Origin of the sequence: Streptosporangium album, from assembly GCF_014203795.1 — a bacterium.
Classification (GTDB): domain Bacteria; phylum Actinomycetota; class Actinomycetes; order Streptosporangiales; family Streptosporangiaceae; genus Streptosporangium; species Streptosporangium album.
Genome location: NZ_JACHJU010000001.1, coordinates 3,295,928 through 3,314,627 on the forward strand (window position 1 = coordinate 3,295,928; position 18,700 = coordinate 3,314,627).

Below are 18,700 nucleotides of genomic sequence, written 5' to 3' on the forward strand. Positions count from 1 at the left end.
TCCGCAGGCGGGAAGGCGCGGATTCCCCGTTGTCAGGGCCCCGCGCCTTCCCGCCCGGTGTTCAGTCGTCGCTCTTGGCGCTGGGAAGCTTCTCGGAGATGAGGTTCATCACCGTGCTGTCGGCCAGAGTGGTGACGTCGCCGACACTGCGGTTCTCCGCCACGTCGCGCAGGAGGCGTCGCATGATCTTGCCCGAGCGGGTCTTGGGCAGCTCAGGGACCACCAGGATCTGGCGCGGCTTGGCGATCGGGCCCAGGGCCTTGGCCACGTGGTTGCGGAGCTCGGCGGCGATGTCGGCGCCCTCCTCGGCGTTGCCGCGCAGGATCACGAAGGCCACGATGGCCTGGCCGGTCACCGGGTCGGTCGCGCCGACCACGGCCGCCTCGGCGACCTTCGGATGGGAGACCAGGGCCGACTCCACCTCGGTGGTGGAGATGTTGTGGCCGGAGACGAGCATGACGTCGTCCACGCGGCCGAGCAGCCACAGGTCGCCGTCGATGTCCTTCTTGGCGCCGTCACCGGCGAAGTACATGCCCTCGAAGCGGGACCAGTAGGTGTCGATGTAGCGCTGGTCGTCGCCCCAGATCGTGCGGAGCATGGACGGCCACGGCTCGCGGAGCACCAGGAAACCACCGCCGCCGTTGCCGACGGGCTGTGCCTGGTCGTCGACGACCTCGGCGCTGATGCCGGGCAGCGGGCGCATGGCCGCGCCGGGCTTGCCCGCGGTGACACCGGGCAGTGGGCTGATCATGATGCCGCCGGTCTCGGTCTGCCACCAGGTGTCCACGACCGGGCAGCGGCCGCCGCCGATGTGCTCGCGGTACCAGACATAGGCCTCGGGGTTGATCGGCTCACCGACGCTGCCCAGGATGCGCAGGGACGACATGTCGTACTTGGCGGGGATGTCGTCGCCCCACTTCATGAAGGTCCGGATCGCCGTCGGGGCGGTGTAGAGGATCGTGACCTTGTACTTCTGCACGATCTCCCAGAACCGCCCCCGGTGCGGGGTGTCCGGGGTGCCCTCGTAGAGGACGCTGGTCGCGCCGTTGGCCAGCGGGCCGTACACGATGTAGGAGTGGCCGGTCACCCAGCCGATGTCGGCGGTGCACCAGTAGACGTCGGTGTCCGGCTTGAGGTCGAACACCGCGTGGTGGGTGTAGGCGACCTGGGTCAGGTAGCCGCCGGTGGTGTGCAGGATGCCCTTGGGCCTGCCGGTCGTGCCACTGGTGTAGAGGATGAAGAGCGGGTCCTCGGCGTCGTGCGCCTGCGCCTCGTGAACGTCCGCCTGGCGGTCCACGATGTCGTGCCACCAGACGTCCTTGTCGGTCTGGGCCACGTCCTGCCCGGTCCTGCGCACGACTAGGACGTGCTCGATGCCGGGGCACTCCTTGACCGCCTCGTCCACGGTCGGTTTGAGCGCGCTGGGCGCGCCCCGGCGGTAGCCGCCGTCGGCGGTCACCACGACCTTGGCGTCGGCGTCCTGGATCCTGCCGCTGAGGGCGCTGGAGGAGAACCCGCCGAACACCACCGAGTGGACCGCGCCGATACGGGCGCAGGCGAGCATCGTGATCGGCAGCTCGGGGATCATCGGCATGTAGATGGCGACCCGGTCGCCCTTGCCGACGCCCAGCTCCTGCAGGGCGTTGCTGGCCTTGGCGACCTCGCGCTGCAGGTCCGCGTAGGTGAGGGTACGGCTGTCGCCCTCGGGCTCGCCCTCCCAGTGGTAGGCGACCTTGTCGCCGCGCCCGGCCTCGACATGTCGGTCGACGCAGTTGTAGGCGATGTTGATCTCTCCGCCGACGAACCACCTGGCGAAGGGCGGGTTCCACTCAAGGGTGGTGTCCCAGCGCCTGGACCAGGCCAGCCGGTCGGCCTGCTTCTCCCAGAACGCCAGGCGGTCCTGCTCCGCCTCGGCGTAGGCGTCGGCGGTCACGTTCGCGGCCGCGGCCAGGTCGGCAGGAGGCGCGAACCGCCGCGTCTCGTTCAGCAGGTTCGACAAGGTCTCCTGGGTCTCACGCGACTCGGAACCAGGGGTCTCCGGGGCCACTGCGCACTCCTCACGTACTGCTGGGCGACTGGTCGTGTCCCACTTCACCAGGCCAGAGGTCCCTCCCACAAGAGGTCTAGACAGGTCTGTACCAATCGGTGATAGGTGGTCATTACCGTTCACAACGGCCTTAACATCCGGTAACAATCGCAGCTAAACCGTTGTGTTTTCGACACCATAAGAATGTAGGAGACGTTATTCCGCAGGCATTAATCCGTTCCACTGGCTTTAGTACGGCGATGCGGTGGACGGCGGTATGTGTTCGCCCAACGGTCCACCGCCCCCTTTCGACGGCCGGGTCGGGGCTTGTTGACCGGCGGGTAAGGTCGGGGACCGTGAGTGACCCATTGGCTGTCATCGCCGAACTACCCGGAGTGCCCGAGGCGGTCATCGACGCGCGCAAGGCTGTGGACCGTCTCTACGGACATCGCGTGCTACGGCGCAAGAGCCCGGAGGTCTCGGCCAGGTCGGCCCTGCGCGGTGCCCGCGCGTCCGCCGCTCTGGAGGGTGTGGACATCCCGCTCGAGGCCATCCCGGAGGCCGTCGACCCCGTCGTCCAGGGCGCGCTGCGCGTGTCGGCCGAGTTGGGGCGCCTCGGCCCGACCTGGCGCGCGGCCCCGCGCCAGGTGCTGGCCAGGCTGCACACCCTCGCCGCCGCCGGCCTCACGGAGAATCTCGGCCGTCCCCGTGTCGGCGTCGAAGCGCCCGACCTCCTCGGCCTGGGCGCGGCTCCGGGGCCCGAGGAGACCGTGGCCCGCGTGGACGGGCTGGTCGATCTGGTGACGCGGGCCTCCACGGCGCCCGCGCTGGTGCTCGCCGCCATCGTGCACGCGGAGCTGGCGGTGCTCCGGCCGTTCGGGTCGGCGGACGGGATGGTCGCACGGGCGGCGGAACGGCTGACACTGGTGGAGTTCGGCCTGGATCCGAAGTCGCTGGCCGTCGTCGAGCTGGGCCATCTCGAACTCGGACCGGCATACGGCGAGAGCCTGAGGGCCTACCTGAACGGCACCCCGGAGGGGGTCGCGACGTGGGTGCGGCACTGCGCCTCGGCGGTCACGCTGGGTGTCCGAGAGGCCACCGCGATCTGTGAGGCCATGCAGCGCGGCTGATCGGGCCCGCCCCGGCCGCGGGGAGACCGGGTCGTCCTCGCCGTCCTGAGCCGTAGACCAGATGGGCCGGGGCTGCAGGGAGGGGCTGTAAGGGGGTGGGGCGCCGCTTGGGTGGACGCAGGGGGCCGTCTGGGCGGACGCAGGGGACGGAAAGATCCACAAAACGCGTCCTGGGCCGCAAGCAAACGGCGCCCCTGGTGTGGGGCGCCGTCGCTAGCACGTCCAGCCGGGTTACCAAGCGTGCACCAAATAATCCTCGGGACGGGACAAGCCCGGCCCGACGGTGCCTCCCGCGGCTCGGCGGCACGTGGGTGCCCGGCGGCCATGCCCGGACAACTGAGTCCGTGGGACCTTTCTATGCCGGATCCTGGCTGATGGGAACCCCTGAAACCAAGACCTTTACAGATCAAGGGACATTCGTCGACAAACTGGTACATGCATCACATAAGCCCCGTCAGGGGACGGGTGGGCACTTCGACCCCCACTCTGGTTACTCTCTGTGATCGGAGTGGGTCGGTTAAGCGGTATTTGATTGAACGATGCGTCGCGACTCAATCGTTACTTTAAAAAAGTTAGCAGAAATCGGGGATTACTCCTCGACGTAACTCAAGTTGATCGGGCAGCATGAGGTGGTATCTCCCTACTGGAGTGACTGTGCACGGGTTGGCACCGCTATCCCATGCCATACTCCGGGAGAACTGTTGAAGGCTTTCTTCTGAAACGGGTCCGGCTCTACCCCCCCAGAGCCGGACCGGCTGGCGACCCCCGCTACCCCCCCCAGCGGGGGTCGCCACTTTTCCAGGCCGGTCCGGCCACGCCCCGGTACAGCTCGCCATGGCGGGATCCGTCCGGCGGTTGTCCCCAGGCGACGACGGCCCTCTCCCGGTTCTCCACAGAACGTCGTTCGGCGACCTCGTCAAGGCGAGTCCTCCCGGAAAGTGGGCACTCCCCACCTCAGGGAGGCACCCTTGGACCGCCCGTTGGTCATCACCGAGGACCACGACCTGCTTGACGACCTGCTCCGCGTTGCCGCCGCGGCCGGAGCAGAGCTTGACGTCGCGCATGTGCCCGCACACGCCCGGCCCTACTGGAACCGAGCCCCCCTGGTCGTCGTCGGCAGTGACATGGCCGATGCCCTGGCCGCCACCGGGCCCCCGCCCAGGCATCGCGTCATCCTGGTCACCCGCACCCCCGAAGAGCCTGACACCTGGCGAAAATGCGTCACGGTCGGTGCCCAGGCCGTGCTGGAGTTGCCCTCGGAAGAGCGACGGCTCGTCGACGAGTTCGCCGACGTCGTGGAGCCGGCGGCCAGAGCGGGGCTTGTGGTGTGCGTCGCCGGTGGACGCGGGGGAGCCGGTGCCAGCGTCCTGGCCACCTCACTGGCACTGAGCGCCTCCCGGCAGCGCCTCCGCACCCTCCTCGTCGACGCCGATCCGCTCGGCGGCGGCCTGGATCTGCTTCTCGGCCAAGAGGAGGCCGACGGAGCACGCTGGTCCGACCTGGTCGCCCGTGAGGGCCGGGTCAGCTTCACCGCGCTTCAGGCCGCTCTGCCCACCATCGCCGAGTTGACCCTGCTCTCCTTCCACCGCGGCGAGGTCGAGCCCATTCCGGCCGAGGCGATGCGTTCGGTCCTCGAAGCCGGTCGACGAGGCTTTGACCTGGTGGTCGTCGATCTGCCACGCCACCCCGACAGCGCCGCTGCCGAGGCGCTGAGCAGGGCATCCATCACTTTGCTGGTCGTCACCGCCGACGTCCGCGGAGTGCTCGCCGCGGCGCAGGTGCTCGCCGGGCTGCGCAGGCACACCGGTGATGTGCGGGCCGTCGTGCGTAGCGGTGTCCTGGACGACGAGGTGGTCACGACCTCGCTCAACGTTTCGTACGCCGGCGCCCTCCCCGATCAGCCACGCCTCACCGCCGCTCTCAGCCGTGGCGACGTCCCTCCACTCGGACGCCGGACCCCCCTCGGCCGGTTCTGCGCCTCGTTCCTGCACTCGACGCTCGGGCCGGAGACATGAGGCAGCCTGCCATCGCGACCGCGGTCTCATCCGAACTGGTCGAAGCGGTCCGCGTACGGCTGGCCCGGGCCGGGGTCGAACCCAGCGCCGCGCACGTCGCGGTCGCGCTCCGGGCGGAGCGGGCGGTGCTCGGCGACGCGGAGATCCTGGCTGTGGCCCGTGTCCTGTGTGCCGATCTGATCGGCGCGGGCCCGCTGGAGCCGCTGCTCGCCGAGCCCGAGGTCACCGATGTGCTGGTGAACGGTCCGCGCGAGGTGTGGGTCGACGACGGTCATGGTCTGCGCCGGACCTCGGTCGCGTTCCCCGGGGAGGAGGCGGTCCGGCGGCTCGCCCAGCGCCTTGCCTCCGCGGCGGGCAGGCGTCTTGACGACGCTTCCCCCTACGTCGACGCACGGCTGGCCGGAGGCGTCCGGCTTCACGCCGTCCTGCCGCCGGTGGCGGCCGGTGGCACCTGCCTGTCCCTGCGGCTTCCTCCTCGCCGCACCTTCACCCTCCCCGACCTGGTCGGAGCCGGCACGATCAGGACCGACACCGTCCCCGTGCTCACCGCGGTCATCGAGTCACGGCTCGCCTTCCTCGTCACCGGTGGCACAGGCACAGGAAAGACGACCCTGCTGTCGGCCCTGCTCTCCCTGGCCGACCCCGGCGATCGGCTGCTGCTGGTCGAGGATTCGGCCGAGCTGAGACCGATCCACCCCCATGTCGTGCGCCTGGAGTCCCGTCCGGCCAACCTCGAGGGGGCGGGCGGCGTCTGTCTGCGTGATCTCGTCCGTCAGGCCCTGCGCATGCGCCCCGACCGTCTCGTCGTCGGAGAGGTCAGGGGAGCGGAAGTCGTCGATCTTCTCGCCGCTCTCAACACCGGCCACGAGGGAGGGTGTGGCACCCTTCACGCCAACACCGCGACCGACGTGCCACCCCGGCTGGAGGCCCTGGCCTGCGCCGCCGGTCTCAGCCGGGAGGCGGTTCACAGCCAGATCGCCGCGGCTCTGGACGCTGTCATCCACCTGACCCGCGACCATGCCGACGGCCGCCGCCGGGTCGCTGAGATCTGCATGATGACCCGCCGTCCCTCAGGTCTGGTCGAGGCCGAACCCGCCCTCGTCTTCTCCCCGGACGGCTGTGCGACCACCGGCCCGGGATTCGCCGCCCTGATGGCGCGAGCCCCCGGCCTCTCCGCCTTCTCCGGCTCTGTGCGTGGCCCATGCGGGCCCGCCCGGCCGGGCCGTCGCCACGAGCGCTCGGAAGGTTCCGCCACGACATGTTTGTCTCCGGGCAGTTCCTCCCCGGGTGTCGTCGGAGCACTGCCATGACGGCGGTGGCCGTGCTCCTCGCCACCCTGGCTGTCTGGCTGTGGGCCGGGCCCGATCCGGGAACGGCCCGGCTGCGGCGCATGCGGCACCGCTCTCGGGGCGGGTCCCGTCCGCTGAGAGCGAGGATCGCCGGCCGGTCGCGGCCTTCCAAACGTGCGGCCGCCTGGCGGGCCGCGTCGATCGAGCTGTGCCAGGGACTCGCGGCCGAGTTGGCCGCCGGCCGGACGGCAGGTGAGGCACTGGCCCGGGCGGTGTCGGCTGCGGGCTTTCCCGATCCGGTGGCGCTGAGGCCATTGATCGCCGCGGCGAGGGACGGCGGTGACGTCCCGGCCGCGCTGCTGGCAGCGGCGCCGGAGCAGGGAGGTGAGGCCTTCCGGCGGCTGGCCGCCTGCTGGCAGGTCAGTGTGACCGTCGGGGCGGCTCTGTCCGTTCTGGTCGATCGCGTGGCCGCTTCTCTCCGGGAAGCCCAGGCTCACCGTCAGGATGTCGCCGGGCAGCTCGCCGGTCCGCGCGCCACCGCCCGCCTGCTGGCCGGGCTGCCGGCGCTCGGCCTGTTGATGGCGGCGGGTCTGGGCATGCGCCCGCTGCACTTCCTGTTCGGCAGTCCGGTGGGTGCGGCCTGCCTGGCACTCGGCCTCGCACTCGACGGCTGTGGTCTGTGGTGGACGCATCACCTGGTCACCCGCGCGCGGCAGTCCTGATCGCTGTGCCCGGCCGGTGACCTGTTGATCGGAGGATGGAGCTAATGATCACTCTGCTTGCCGGTGCGCTCGCCGGACTCGCCGGATGGCTGTGGGCCTCACCGGTTGATCCTGCTCGGCGACTGCGGCGGGTTCGGCTGCTGCCGTCCCCTCCGGCCCCGGCGGTTCCGGCGATGCCGAAAGTACGGGAGCCCTCGTTCTTCCCCCATCTGAGGGGAGCCCGTGATTCACGGGAAAAGCGATGGCCGAGCCGGGGAGAGGCGATGCTCTCGATCGCCATCGGGCTGATGGCGTTCCTCGTTGTCGGTGGAGTGCCAGGCGTCTGCGTGGGAATGGTCGGCTCCGCCGTCACACTGATGGCCGTCCAGCGACGAGAGCCGCTCCGTTCGCGCAGGGAACACGGCCGGGTGGCGGCGGACCTCCCGCTGGCGGCCGACCTCATGGCCGCCTGCATGCGTGCCGGTCAGCCGGTCGCGGGGGCCATCGACGTCACCGTCGAGGCGATCGGCGGGCCACTCGGTGATCGGCTGGCCTGGGTGAGCGTGCAGCTCAGACTGGGCGCCGCGCCAGAGGACACCTGGCAGGCCCTTGCGGCCGACCGCGCATTGGCTCCGATGGCCCGCGCCATGAGCCGGGCCGCACTCAGCGGCGCCCCGGTGGCCGATGTTCTCACCAGGCTGTCCGACGACTCCCGGCACGCGGCACGCGCCATGTCGTCGGCGGCAGCCCGGCGGGTCGGGGTTCAGGCCGTCGCTCCGCTGGGGCTCTGTTTCCTGCCGGCCTTCGTCTTTCTCGGCATCGTCCCCGTGGTCGCCGGTCTCGCCGGTGACGTGCTGCTCCCCTGAGTTATCCACAGGATCTTCCCGGCTGTCCCCAGGTTGTCCACAAGGAAGCGCGGAGCCTGTGGACAGTGCGCCGGGAGTCTTCAGGAGGCCCCGATGGGAAGGGGCTGACCTCGTGACGGGCGCCGGCGGTGCGACATGTTGATGGACATGCTCCATGCGATGCAAATTTTCTGATGCTGCAAATTGTCAAAATCTGTCGTTGAGACTGTAGACATTCCTGAGTCGGGCGACTAATATTTGACTTATAGAACATGAAGACCAGCACGGCGGGGTGACCTGCCGTGGAAGACGAGCGACCCTGTCGGGCCTGACGGAGCCGGAGTGGTGAAAGGGCTCCGGCGGGGCGACGGGCCGTCGAGCGGCCATCAGGCCGCAGCAGGAAGAATGGCCGGCATTCGAATAAGAGGAAGGAGAGGTTCAGCGGTCATCAAGATCGCTCGCAGTGGATGCGCTGTCATCGCGCGAGTGCCTTGGCTGCCACGGAATGGAAGGTGATCTCCGGTTGCACATATGCGATCCAGACGCGCTGCCCATACGGAGGAGGCGACCGAAGCCGAAAAGCCGACGTGACAGTCGGTGGACGGTGTTGAAACTCTCTGGGCCCCGGTGCTTACAGGCATCGGGGCCCTTGTCCGTGTTCTTGCGATGTTCTCTCGGAAGGTGTGATGGGGCGGGTTCCTCCGGCTTCGGCCGACAAGTTCGACGACGATGACTATCCGGCTTACTCCATGGGCCGCGCCGCCGAAATCCTCGACGTCACTCCCGCGTTTCTGCGTAGCCTGGGCGCGGCGAAACTGATCGAGCCTCAGCGGTCGGGCGGCGGTCATCGCCGCTATTCCCGTTACCAGCTCCGCCTGGCCGCTCGCGCGCGCGAACTGGTCGATCAGGGCACCGCTCTGGAATCTGCCTGCCGCATCATCGTTTTGGAAGATCAATTGGCGGAGGCGCTGCGGCTCAACGCCGAGCTGACGGAACGCGACAGATCAGCGTGACCACGGTCGCCAGGATTTTCCCGGCAACCGCGGCCCATCGTTGTCCACAGGCGGCGGACTGAATCCACAGAATGCCGTTCGTGTCCACAGGGCCAGGGGTCCTTAAGGAAATCTCAACCAACAGATGCCGGGTGTCCGACCCGGCGGGATTTCCAGGAGGAAACGATGGCTCGATCGACCGGCGGCGTCCGACGTGACAGGTTGCGGTGGCTGCGTGCCCGTTGGGCGCTGCTGGCCGCAGAAACGGGCCGCGATCGGGGCATGTCCACCGCTGAATACGCGGTCGGCACGATCGCCGCCTGCGCCTTCGCCGCCCTGCTCTTCAAGGTGGTGACGAGTTCCGAGGTCCAGCAGATGATCTCAGGTCTGATCAACCGAGCACTGAATGTGGCCGGATGACCTCCACGGGGCCGGGCGACCCTGCCCGCCGATCGAGGGGGTCGGTCACCGCGGAGACCGCCGTGGTCCTGCCTGCGCTCGTGGTGATGCTGGCCGCCGCCCTGTGGGCGGTGGCGGCGGTCGGGGCCCAGCTGGAATGTGTGGACGCGGCCCGAGCGGGAGCTCGGGCCGCGTCACGAGGCGAGTCGCTGGAGCAGGTGCGGGGTGGTGTCCGCTCGGCCGCCCCGGCGGGTGCGCATGTCGTGGTGTCCCGGAGCGCGGAGACGACCCGGGTGGAGGTGTCCGCGCTTGTCAGGCCCCGCTGGGGCGTCTCGCTGCCGAGCGTCACCGTCCGCGCGACCGCGGTCTCCGCCACCGAGCCGGGAGCCGGACCATGAAGGGGGACCGGGGGTCGGCGACGATCTGGACAGCCGCACTCATCGCCCTGATCTTCGCGGTGGCCGTGGCGGTCGTGTTCACCGGCACGGCGAGGGTGGCCCGCCACCGGGCACAGAGTGCCGCCGACCTGAGCGCGCTCGCCGCTGCCCGATTGGCCCTCGCCGCCCCGGATCGTGGATGCACCGAGGCGGCCTCGCTGGCCGTCGGCAACGGAGCGCGGATCACGCGATGCACCGTTCACGGTGACGGCACCGCCGACGTCCAGGTGGCCGTGTGGCTCTCGCTGCCTGTGGTGGGTGCGCGGAAGATCACCGCCGAAGCACGTGCGGGACCCGTGCATATCGCCGATCCCGCGTCCTTCGATCCCGCGTCCTTCGATCCCGCGTCCTTCGATCCCGCGTCCTTCGATCACGTTTCGCGCGGGTCGGCGGAGAGCAGCACGGCGAGGAGGCGGAGGGCGCCCGCCTTGTCCAGCGGTTCGTTGCCGTTGCCGCACTTGGGTGACTGGATGCAGGAGGGGCAGCCGCGTTCGCACTCGCAGGAGGCGATGGCCTCACGGGTGGCCGTGAGCCAGTCGAGGGCGCGGGCATAGCCACGTTCGGCGAAGCCCGCGCCGCCCTCGTGGCCGTCGTAGACGAAGACGGTGAGCAGCCCGGTGTCGGGGTGCAGTTCGGTGGAGACGCCACCGATGTCCCAGCGGTCACAGGTCGCGAAGAGCGGCAGCAGGCCGATGGAGGCGTGCTCCGCCGCGTGCGCGGCCCCGCCCAGGTCCAGACCGTCCTCGACCAGAGAGGTGATCTCGGAGGTGGGCAACGTCCACCACACCGCGCGGGTGCGCAACGTGCGCGGGGGCAGATCGAGAGGCTCGTCGCCGAGGAGTTCGCCGCTCTGAGCGCGGCGCTTGATGTAGGACACGACCTGCCGGGTGACCTCCACCGAGCCGAAGTGGAGTTCTCCCGGGCCGAGCGGATGAGAGCGGAGGGACTCAAGGACCGAGACGTCGGTGACGTCTCTGGCGAAGGTCGTGTAGTCGGGGGTTTCGGCCTCGACGAGAGCGACACCCGCCTGCAGATCGAGCTCGACGACCAGATACGTCTCCCCCTGATGGACGTAGACGGCACCGGTGTGCACGCTCGTGTGGGCTGAGGGTTCGTCCACCGTGCCGAGCAGCCGACCGGTGGACACCTCCACGACCTGGACCGGCGCGCCGCCCGCCCCTCGGATGTCGGCTAGGTCGGTGGCCCGTTCCCGGCTGGTCCAGAACCAGCCGGCGGCACGCTCTCTGAGCAGGCCGTCTCTGACGAGGTCGGCGAGCACCTCCTTGATGGTCGGGCCGAAGATCTCCAGTTCGTCCCGGGAGAGCGGGATCTCGGAGGCGGCGGCGCACAGATGCGGACCCAGCACATAGGGATTGTCGGGATCGAGCACGATCGCCTCGACGGGCCGGCCGAACAGTGCCTCGGGATGGTGCACCAGATATGTGTCCAGCGGATCGTCCCTGGCGACCAACACCGCCAGGGCGTCCTGCCCGGCGCGTCCAGCCCGTCCTGCCTGCTGCCAGAGTGATGCCCGGGTTCCCGGCCAACCTGCGATGAGCACGGCGTCCAGCCCGGACACGTCGACGCCGAGTTCCAGCGCGTTCGTCGTCGCCAGTCCGAGCAGGTCGCCCGACCGGAACGCCTTCTCCAGCCCCCGGCGGTCCTCCGCCAGATACCCGGCGCGGTAGGCCGCCACCTTGTCCGGCAGGTCTCCCGGCGCCCCCACGTCGACCACGAGGTCCTGAAGTTTCGCCCGGGTGGTGAGGGCCACGGCCTCGGCGGCACGGCGGGAGCGGACGAATGCCAGGGTGCGGACGTCGGCGATCATCAGATCCGCGAGGAGGTCGGCACTCTCGGCTGTCGCGGGACGACGGACGGGGGCGCCGCCCTCGCCGCGCAGATCGGTCAGGGGAGGCTCCCACAGGGCGAAGGTGGTCGCTCCCCGGGGTGAGGCGTCCGCGGTCACCTCGGCCATCTGGAGGCCGGTCAGACGCGTCGCGAAGGTCCCGGGTTCGCTGGCCGTGGCAGAGGAGAGCAGGAAGGTCGGGCTGGATCCGTACCTCGTGCAGATCCGGCGCAGACGGCGCAGGATCTGGGCCACGTGGGAGCCGAACACACCCCGATAGCCATGACATTCGTCCACGACGACCATCCGCAGCCGTCGCCAGAAGGACGACCACTGAGAGTGACGAGGAAGGAGGGTGCGGTGGAGCATGTCCGGGTTGGTGAGGACGTAGTTGGCGTGCTTGCGGACCCAGGCCCGTTCCTCGAAGGAGGTGTCGCCGTCGAAGGTGGCCGCGCGGAGCTCGGGGACGTCCAACTCGTTCAGGGCGCGGAGCTGGTCGGCGGCCAGCGCCTTGGTAGGCGTGAGGTAAAGGATCGTGCCCCCTTCCAGCACCGTGGAGAGGGCCGGGACCAGGTAGGAAAGGGATTTGCCCGAGGCGGTCCCTGTGGCAATGATCACGTTTCGACCACGATGAAGGAGTTCGGCTGCTTCGGCCTGATGTGGCCACAGGCCCGAAATCCCGTGGTTCGCCCAGCGCGTAACCAGGCTCTCGTGAACCCAGTCCGGCCAGCGGACTTGACCCGCCTGACGTGCTGGAACGTGCTCCACGTGAGTCACGCGTTCGCGACGTGCGGAAACGCCGAGCAGGTAGGCGAGCGCGTCACCGGCCCGGATCGAGGAGGATGAGAGCGGAGTCACTGGTTTCCAGTCTGGCATCTGTGGGCAGAGTCGCCGGGAATCGTGATTTCGTATAGACACTGAGCGTACGCATGGTTGAATGCCGCGCGTCGGGGCTTGTCGTCTGGGGGCCACCCGGCCCCAGGAGTCACGCCTGAATCGGTACTTTCGCAGGCAAGGCGCTGGAGGATCTGTGGATCTGAAGTTGGACCACCATTCCGAGGACCGTCTCACCATCGTTGAGGTCGAGGGTGAGATCGATGTCTACACCGCGCCCAGATTGCGTGAGCTCCTGATCGATCTGGTCAACAAGGGGAACTTCCACCTCCTGGTCAACATGGAGAAGGTCGACTTCCTTGACTCAACGGGCCTTGGTGTCCTGGTCGGCGGGCTCAAGCGAGTTCGGGCGCACGACGGCTCACTGGAGCTGGTCTGCACCCAGGAGCGCATCCTGAAGATTTTCCGGATCACTGGGCTGACCAAGGTCTTCGGGATCTACGCCTCGGTGGATGAGGCCAAGGAAGCCCACGGTCGAGACAAGTAGTCGTGGCTACCGTCGAGCTGACGTTCAGCGCTCTCCCCGCGCACGTGCGCACGGCACGCCTGGTCGCCACGGCGATCGCCAGGCGCGCCGGTGTGGCGGAGTCGCTGCTGGACGAGGTGCGGCTCGCCGTCGGTGAGGCGTGCTCCCGAGCCGTCGAGGCGCACCGCCTCCACTGTCCGGGAGAGCCGATCCGCATCGAGCTACGTGATGATCTGGGGCGGTTCGAGGTGACTGTCACCGACTCCGCCCCGAGTGATGAGCTGGAGCAGGAACGCGAGCTGTCACGGATCGACGATCCGCTCGGACAGCTTCCCGATACGCTGATGTCCGGTTTCGGCATCGCGGTCATCGTGGGACTGGCCGACGACGTCCAGGTCTACCCGAGTCAGAAAGGCATGCGCATCCGCATGAGCTGGCCCGCGGCGACCAACGGCCTGTATCCGGGCTGACAGCAGAGAGCCCAGACGGCCGGGCGCGTCCACTGGACGCGCCCGGCCGTCCGCATGGGGGATGCGTATTTTCGGTCAAACATAAATTTGATATCTGCTGCCCGAAATCAAGGGGAAACGTGAGTTTAGGATCCGGGGCCTCCGTCCGAATGGCCTTGTAAGCGGGCTGTTCGAGACCGATTACCGGGCGGGGCGTTAATTGACCGCGTACAGAGGCTTCATATCCACGTCGTGGCTGCGTAGACTCCCGGAACCGGCCAAGGTTTGTCCCTCGGAACGGCCCATGAACGGGCTCGCCTCCGTGGGAAGTCTGCGGACGCAACCGGAAGCGGCACTGCCAATACCCGGAGTGCGCCGCTCTGTCAGCCGACCACATCCACCGTGCAGCGCACTCCGGGCAGGACGTGTTCCCGTCTTGCCGAGGAGAGTCGGATGTCTGTACTCCACCTAGCCGTTGCCGAAGAGCCAGCGGTATCCCTGAGCGGTTCCCATTTCACCATTGTGATCGTCGTGGCCGTTGTGGCCTTGCTCGCACTCGCCGTCGCGGCCGTGCTCGTGCGGGAGGTGCTCGCCGCCGACCAAGGCACCGAGCGTATGCAGAACATCGCGCGTGCCGTACAGGAAGGGGCCTCCGCGTACCTGGCGCGGCAGTTCCGGACGCTCGCGGTATTCGTCGTTCTGATCCCTTTCTTGCTCTATCTACTCCCTGCCGAGTCGACCGGTGTGGCCATCGGTCGATCGGTCTTCTTCGTGGTCGGCGCGGTTTTCTCCGCACTGACCGGCTTCATCGGCATGTGGCTCGCGGTCCGCGGAAACGTCCGCGTCGCCGCGGCCGCACGTGAGTCGGGCGAAAAGGTCGCGATGCGGATCGCCTTCCGCACCGGTGGCGTGGCCGGCATGATCACCGTCGGCCTCGGCCTGCTCGGCGCCGCCATCGTGGTGATCCTCTACGGTGGCGACGCCCCCGCGGTTCTGGAGGGCTTCGGTTTCGGCGCCGCTCTGCTCGCCATGTTCATGCGGGTCGGCGGCGGCATCTTCACCAAGGCCGCCGACGTCGGCGCCGACCTGGTCGGCAAGGTCGAGCAGGGCATCCCCGAAGACGACCCGCGCAACGCCGCCACCATCGCCGACAACGTGGGCGACAACGTCGGCGACTGCGCGGGCATGGCCGCCGACCTGTTCGAGTCCTACGCGGTCATGCTGGTGGCCAGCCTGATCCTGGGCAGGGTGGCGTTCGGCACCGAAGGCCTGGTGTTCCCGCTGATCGTGCCGATGATCGGTGTGATCACCGCCATCATCGGCATCTTCGCCACCGCTCCGCGCAGTGGCGACCGCTCCGGCATGGCCGCGATCAACCGCGGTTTCTTCATCTCCGCGGTGATCTCGGCGGTCCTCGTCGCCGGGGCCGCCTTCTTCTACCTGCCGAGCAGCTTCGCGGGCCTGACCGGGGTGAGCCCGGAGATCGCCGGGATCACCTCCGACCCGCGCCTGATCGCCGTCGGGGCGGTGCTCATCGGTTTGGTGCTGGCCAGTGTCATCCAGGTCCTCACCGGCTACTTCACCGAGACGAACCGCCGTCCGGTGCGGGACATCGGGGAGAGCGCCCGCACCGGCCCCGCCACGGTCATCCTGTCCGGCATCAGCGTCGGCCTGGAGTCGGCGGTCTACTCGGCGCTGGTCATCGGTGCGGCCGTCTACGGGGCGTTCCTGCTGGGCTTCGGCAACGTCACCATCGCCCTGTTCGCCGTCGCCCTGGCGGGCACCGGCCTGCTGACCACGGTCGGCGTGATCGTGTCGATGGACACCTTCGGCCCGGTCTCCGACAACGCCCAGGGCATCGCCGAGATGTCCGGGGACGTCGACGGGGAGGGTGCCCGGGTGCTCACGTCGCTGGACGCCGTGGGCAACACCACCAAGGCCATCACCAAGGGCATCGCGATCGCGACGGCCGTGCTCGCCGCGACGGCGCTGTTCGGCGCCTTCCGGACGGCGATCGAGACCCAGCTCGCCAAGGCGTCCGCGGGTGTCAAGGACGCGCTGGGCTCCTTCAGCACGTTCAGCCTGAGCGTCGACTCCCCGAACGTGCTGGTCGGGCTGATCGTCGGCGCGGCGGTGGTGTTCATGTTCTCCGGCCTGGCCATCATGGCGGTCGGCCGGGCGGCCGGGCGGGTGGTCTTCGAGGTGCGCGAGCAGTTCCGCACCAAGCCGGGGATCATGGCCGGCACGGAGCTGCCCGACTACGGCAGGGTCGTCGACATCTGCACCCGTGACTCGTTGCGGGAGCTGGCCACGCCGGGTCTGCTCGCCGTACTCACCCCGATCGCGGTCGGCTTCGCCCTTGGATACGCGCCGCTCGGGGCGTTCCTCGCCGGTGCCATCGCCTGCGGAACGCTGATGGCGGTCTTCCTGGCCAACTCCGGCGGCGCCTGGGACAACGCCAAGAAGCTGGTCGAGGACGGCCACCACGGAGGCAAGGGCTCATCGGCCCATGAGGCGACCATCATCGGTGACACCGTCGGTGACCCGTTCAAGGACACCGCGGGTCCGGCGATCAACCCGCTGCTGAAGGTGATGAACCTGGTGGCGCTGCTGATCGCTCCGGCCGTGGTGACCTACGCCGACAACGGGCTGCTGCGGATCGGCGTCACCGTGGTCGCGGTCGGCGTCGTCGTCGCCGCGGTGGTCATCTCCAAGCGTCGTTCGGCGAGCATCGCCCCGACGGAGGAGAACAACGCCGAGCGCGAGCGCGAGCCCGTCTCGAACTGAGCGAGAAACGGGCGCGAGCCCGTCTCGAGTTGAGTGAGGTCAGAGGGAGGGGTGCACGAGGCCGTGCACCCCTTTCGCGTGTGCGAGGCCCCCCGGTGGGAAACTGGGCCGTATGGAACAGCAGCCCTCCGGAGGCAAGACACTCGTACTCATCCTGCTGGCGATGGCCGCGGTGTTCGCGGTGATCGTGGGGCTCGCCATGTGGGCGGCGAGATGACGACCCGCACGCTGATCGTGCTGCGGCACGCCAAGGCGGTCCACGTGCCGGGTCTCGCCGACCGGGAACGCCCCCTCACCGCGAGGGGCGAGCACGACGCCCGCAGGGCCGGCGAGGCGCTCACCGGTATGGATCTCCGGCCTGACCTGGTGCTCTGCTCGCCGTCGACGCGGACCAGGCAGACCGCGGGCCTGGCGCTGCCCGACGCCGACATCGTGATCGAGCCGGGCATCTACGAGGCCTACCCCGACGAGCTCCTCGCGCTGATCCGGCAGAGCGCTCCGGAGGTCCGCACGCTGGCCCTGGTCGGCCACAATCCCGGGGTCCACGAGCTGGTCATGGGCCTCACCGCGAGGGACGGCGACTCAGGCTTCCCGCCCGGCGCGTTCGCCGTGATCGAGGCGGAGGGCGAGTGGGCCGAATTCGACGCCGGACGCGGCGTCTCCCGCTGGAGCCCGAAAGATGACTGAGCGCTCGAGGCGCGAGAAGCACTAAGCTTGCGATTTAACGTCACTCTCGGTGTTCGTTGCCGGTCGTTACGGTCTTTCGGTAGGGCGGACGCTTGTCCTTCGGCCGGTTCCTTGATCCTTTTGGGCGTCCGGGTCCGGGTCGGGTGAGTTTCGGCGAGCCGGCGGGCGTCCCCAATTTCGCACGGAGACGGCGAAAGCCGAGGCGGACCCGGTACGGGCTGAGCGGCCTTCCCGGTTCGGGGCGTGGATGCCAGGGGCGGCGCAGGTCATCGACGTGCGGGCTGGCCAGCCGGAGTTGGGCGTAGGCGGCCATGATCAGATGCATCCAGCGGTCGGTGGCCTGCGCGGAGGAAAGGTGGGCGCGGGCCATGCCCAGGTAGACCTTGGCGAACCGGTGGAAATGCTCTTGGTCGAAGCGACGCAGGTAGGCCTTCCACAGCAGATCCACCAGATCCAGATCGACCTCGACGGGCCCGGCATGCCACAGCCAGAGATCTTTGGTGGGCTTGCGGCCGTCGGGCAGCCGGTCCACGACGATCTGCAGGACGGTACCGCGCACGATGGGCAGCCGCTCATCGGCGGGGTGACCGGCCCAGCGACCGGTGCGGGTGAGCTTTTGATGCAGGCCCTTCCACGCGCGTACCCTCACGGTGCCGTACCGGGCCGATCCTGCGGCCAGGTCGATGTCCGGGGCATACCGCTTGGCCGCATCCGAGCAGGAGAACTCCTGGCCGTGACGCTTACCCGCGCCCATTTCGCCAGGTCGCCGGGGTTCGGGGTCGGCGTAGAAGACGCGGGTGGCGCGCAGCCGAACCAGGACCTGAACGTGCCGACCGGTCAGCGCGTGGGAGATGTCGGTGGCGTAGTTCCCGGCGTCCAGCATGATCAGCGGCGGCGGATCGCCCCCGGTGAGCCGGCCGGTCGACTCCAGGTCCGCCAGCAGGCCGGTGATCTGCTCGATGGTGACATCGGTGTGCTCCTGGCTCGGCCGCAGCCGGCGCGCCTCGATCGGGTCCACCCATGAGGAGTCTCCCCACTGCACACCCACCAGCAGGCTGTAGGGCCAGCCGGGCAGGAACTTGTCGCCGCCCTTGCCGCGTACCTGCACCATCACCCGCTCGTCGGCATATTCGGCGTCGGGCCGCGCGTCCGGCGTGATGTCCAGCGCGAACATCAACGGCTCGCCCGGCCGGGCCGCGGCAGACACCCCGAGCAGCAGGCGCCGCAGCCCGCCCGCGTCGATCCGGCCCTGATCCAAAGCGGCGTAGACCGAGCCGTGCCCGCGGCGGAACTCCGGCTCCATCGACAACTCCACCGGCGAGCGCACCGGCCCCTGCGCGCACAGCAACGCATCGGTGAGCTCGAACAACGCGTCCGCCCGGCGCCACAAGAGCCGGTGGAGGCCGGCCCGGAAATCGATCAGGGGACGAAGATGTGACCGACCGGATGCCCCAATGTGCTCCGTCACCTCGCGCGCTGCTGCGATAGTCGGCATCTGCGGCCACCTCTCGGGTCTCCGGCGTCTTGACAACACCGAAGATGGAGATGGTGGCCGCTCTCTTGGGCGCGACACGCCGTACCACGACGGTTACATTCCGGTGCATCCCGCCATGTCGCAATAGTCCTACTATCGGCCGCTATCTGCCCCAGACTGCACCAACACCCGGACCTGCTTAAATCGCAAGCTAAGTATTCCGAAGATGGGCAGAAAGGTGCCATCCCCGTCCTGACGACCTC

The 18,700-nt window shown here is 68.9% G+C and carries 15 protein-coding genes and 1 pseudogene; 13 read left to right on the forward strand and 3 right to left on the reverse strand.

Annotated elements, in window-relative coordinates:
• Positions 1 to 61: 61 nt before the first annotated feature.
• The gene (gene acs / locus FHR32_RS15750) at positions 62 to 2,047 is read right to left on the reverse strand and encodes an acetate--CoA ligase (protein ID WP_184754996.1); all 1,986 of its coding nucleotides are present in this window, start codon (positions 2,045 to 2,047) and stop codon (positions 62 to 64) included.
• A 335-nt stretch (positions 2,048 to 2,382) separates the two neighbouring features.
• Between acs and FHR32_RS15755 the strand changes: the two genes are divergently transcribed.
• From FHR32_RS15755 to FHR32_RS15795, 9 genes and pseudogenes are all read left to right on the forward strand, one after another.
• A complete protein-coding gene (locus FHR32_RS15755; RefSeq protein WP_184754997.1) occupies positions 2,383 to 3,156 on the forward strand; it encodes a Fic family protein in 774 nt (257 codons plus the stop codon).
• Between the two features lie 968 nt (positions 3,157 to 4,124).
• On the forward strand, positions 4,125 to 5,171 hold the full coding sequence (ssd, locus tag FHR32_RS15760) for a septum site-determining protein Ssd (protein ID WP_184754998.1): 1,047 nt from the start codon (positions 4,125 to 4,127) through the stop codon (positions 5,169 to 5,171).
• Positions 5,168 to 6,481, forward strand: a complete 1,314-nt coding sequence (locus tag FHR32_RS15765) for a TadA family conjugal transfer-associated ATPase (RefSeq protein ID WP_246466162.1) — start codon at positions 5,168 to 5,170, stop codon at positions 6,479 to 6,481. The genes ssd and FHR32_RS15765 overlap by 4 nt, the downstream gene beginning before the upstream one ends.
• Entirely contained in the window at positions 6,478 to 7,182 is a 705-nt protein-coding gene (locus FHR32_RS15770) for a type II secretion system F family protein (RefSeq protein WP_184754999.1), read from the forward strand. The genes FHR32_RS15765 and FHR32_RS15770 overlap by 4 nt, the downstream gene beginning before the upstream one ends.
• 44 nt (positions 7,183 to 7,226) lie before the next feature.
• Positions 7,227 to 8,027 carry a type II secretion system F family protein gene (locus tag FHR32_RS15775; protein WP_246466163.1) on the forward strand — a complete coding sequence of 267 codons (801 nt, stop codon included), beginning with the start codon at positions 7,227 to 7,229 and terminating at the stop codon, positions 8,025 to 8,027.
• A 665-nt stretch (positions 8,028 to 8,692) separates the two neighbouring features.
• A complete protein-coding gene (locus FHR32_RS15780; protein WP_184755000.1) occupies positions 8,693 to 9,019 on the forward strand; it encodes a MerR family transcriptional regulator in 327 nt (108 codons plus the stop codon).
• Positions 9,020 to 9,184: 165 nt separating this feature from the next.
• Positions 9,185 to 9,418 carry a DUF4244 domain-containing protein gene (locus FHR32_RS15785; RefSeq protein WP_184755001.1) on the forward strand — a complete coding sequence of 78 codons (234 nt, stop codon included), beginning with the start codon at positions 9,185 to 9,187 and terminating at the stop codon, positions 9,416 to 9,418.
• The gene (locus FHR32_RS15790) at positions 9,415 to 9,795 is read left to right on the forward strand and encodes a TadE family type IV pilus minor pilin (protein ID WP_184755002.1); all 381 of its coding nucleotides are present in this window, start codon (positions 9,415 to 9,417) and stop codon (positions 9,793 to 9,795) included. Before FHR32_RS15785 ends, FHR32_RS15790 begins: the two co-directional genes overlap by 4 nt.
• Positions 9,792 to 10,118, forward strand: a pseudogene (locus FHR32_RS15795) (Rv3654c family TadE-like protein); the annotation flags it as partial. The gene FHR32_RS15790 and the pseudogene FHR32_RS15795, both read left to right, overlap by 4 nt.
• Positions 10,119 to 10,204: 86 nt before the next feature.
• Here FHR32_RS15795 and FHR32_RS15800 read toward each other — a convergent pair.
• A complete protein-coding gene (locus tag FHR32_RS15800; RefSeq protein ID WP_221465424.1) occupies positions 10,205 to 12,556 on the reverse strand; it encodes a DNA 3'-5' helicase SftH in 2,352 nt (783 codons plus the stop codon).
• Between the two features lie 154 nt (positions 12,557 to 12,710).
• On the opposite strand from FHR32_RS15800, the gene FHR32_RS15805 reads away from it, so the two are divergent.
• The 4 genes from FHR32_RS15805 (at position 12,711) to FHR32_RS15820 (ending at position 16,963) form a co-directional block, all read left to right on the forward strand.
• Positions 12,711 to 13,061 carry an STAS domain-containing protein gene (locus FHR32_RS15805; protein WP_030916965.1) on the forward strand — a complete coding sequence of 117 codons (351 nt, stop codon included), beginning with the start codon at positions 12,711 to 12,713 and terminating at the stop codon, positions 13,059 to 13,061.
• A gap of 2 nt (positions 13,062 to 13,063) precedes the next feature.
• Positions 13,064 to 13,510 carry an ATP-binding protein gene (locus FHR32_RS15810; protein WP_184755004.1) on the forward strand — a complete coding sequence of 149 codons (447 nt, stop codon included), beginning with the start codon at positions 13,064 to 13,066 and terminating at the stop codon, positions 13,508 to 13,510.
• A gap of 432 nt (positions 13,511 to 13,942) precedes the next feature.
• Positions 13,943 to 16,276, forward strand: coding sequence for a sodium-translocating pyrophosphatase (locus tag FHR32_RS15815; protein ID WP_184755005.1), 2,334 nt, complete (start codon positions 13,943 to 13,945; stop codon positions 16,274 to 16,276).
• Positions 16,277 to 16,489: 213 nt separating this feature from the next.
• On the forward strand, positions 16,490 to 16,963 hold the full coding sequence (locus tag FHR32_RS15820) for a SixA phosphatase family protein (RefSeq protein ID WP_221465425.1): 474 nt from the start codon (positions 16,490 to 16,492) through the stop codon (positions 16,961 to 16,963).
• Between the two features lie 40 nt (positions 16,964 to 17,003).
• Here the strand turns inward: FHR32_RS15820 and FHR32_RS15825 are convergent, their stop codons facing one another.
• Positions 17,004 to 18,458, reverse strand: coding sequence for a transposase (locus tag FHR32_RS15825; protein ID WP_184758753.1), 1,455 nt, complete (start codon positions 18,456 to 18,458; stop codon positions 17,004 to 17,006).
• Between the last annotated feature and the right edge of the window lie 242 nt (positions 18,459 to 18,700).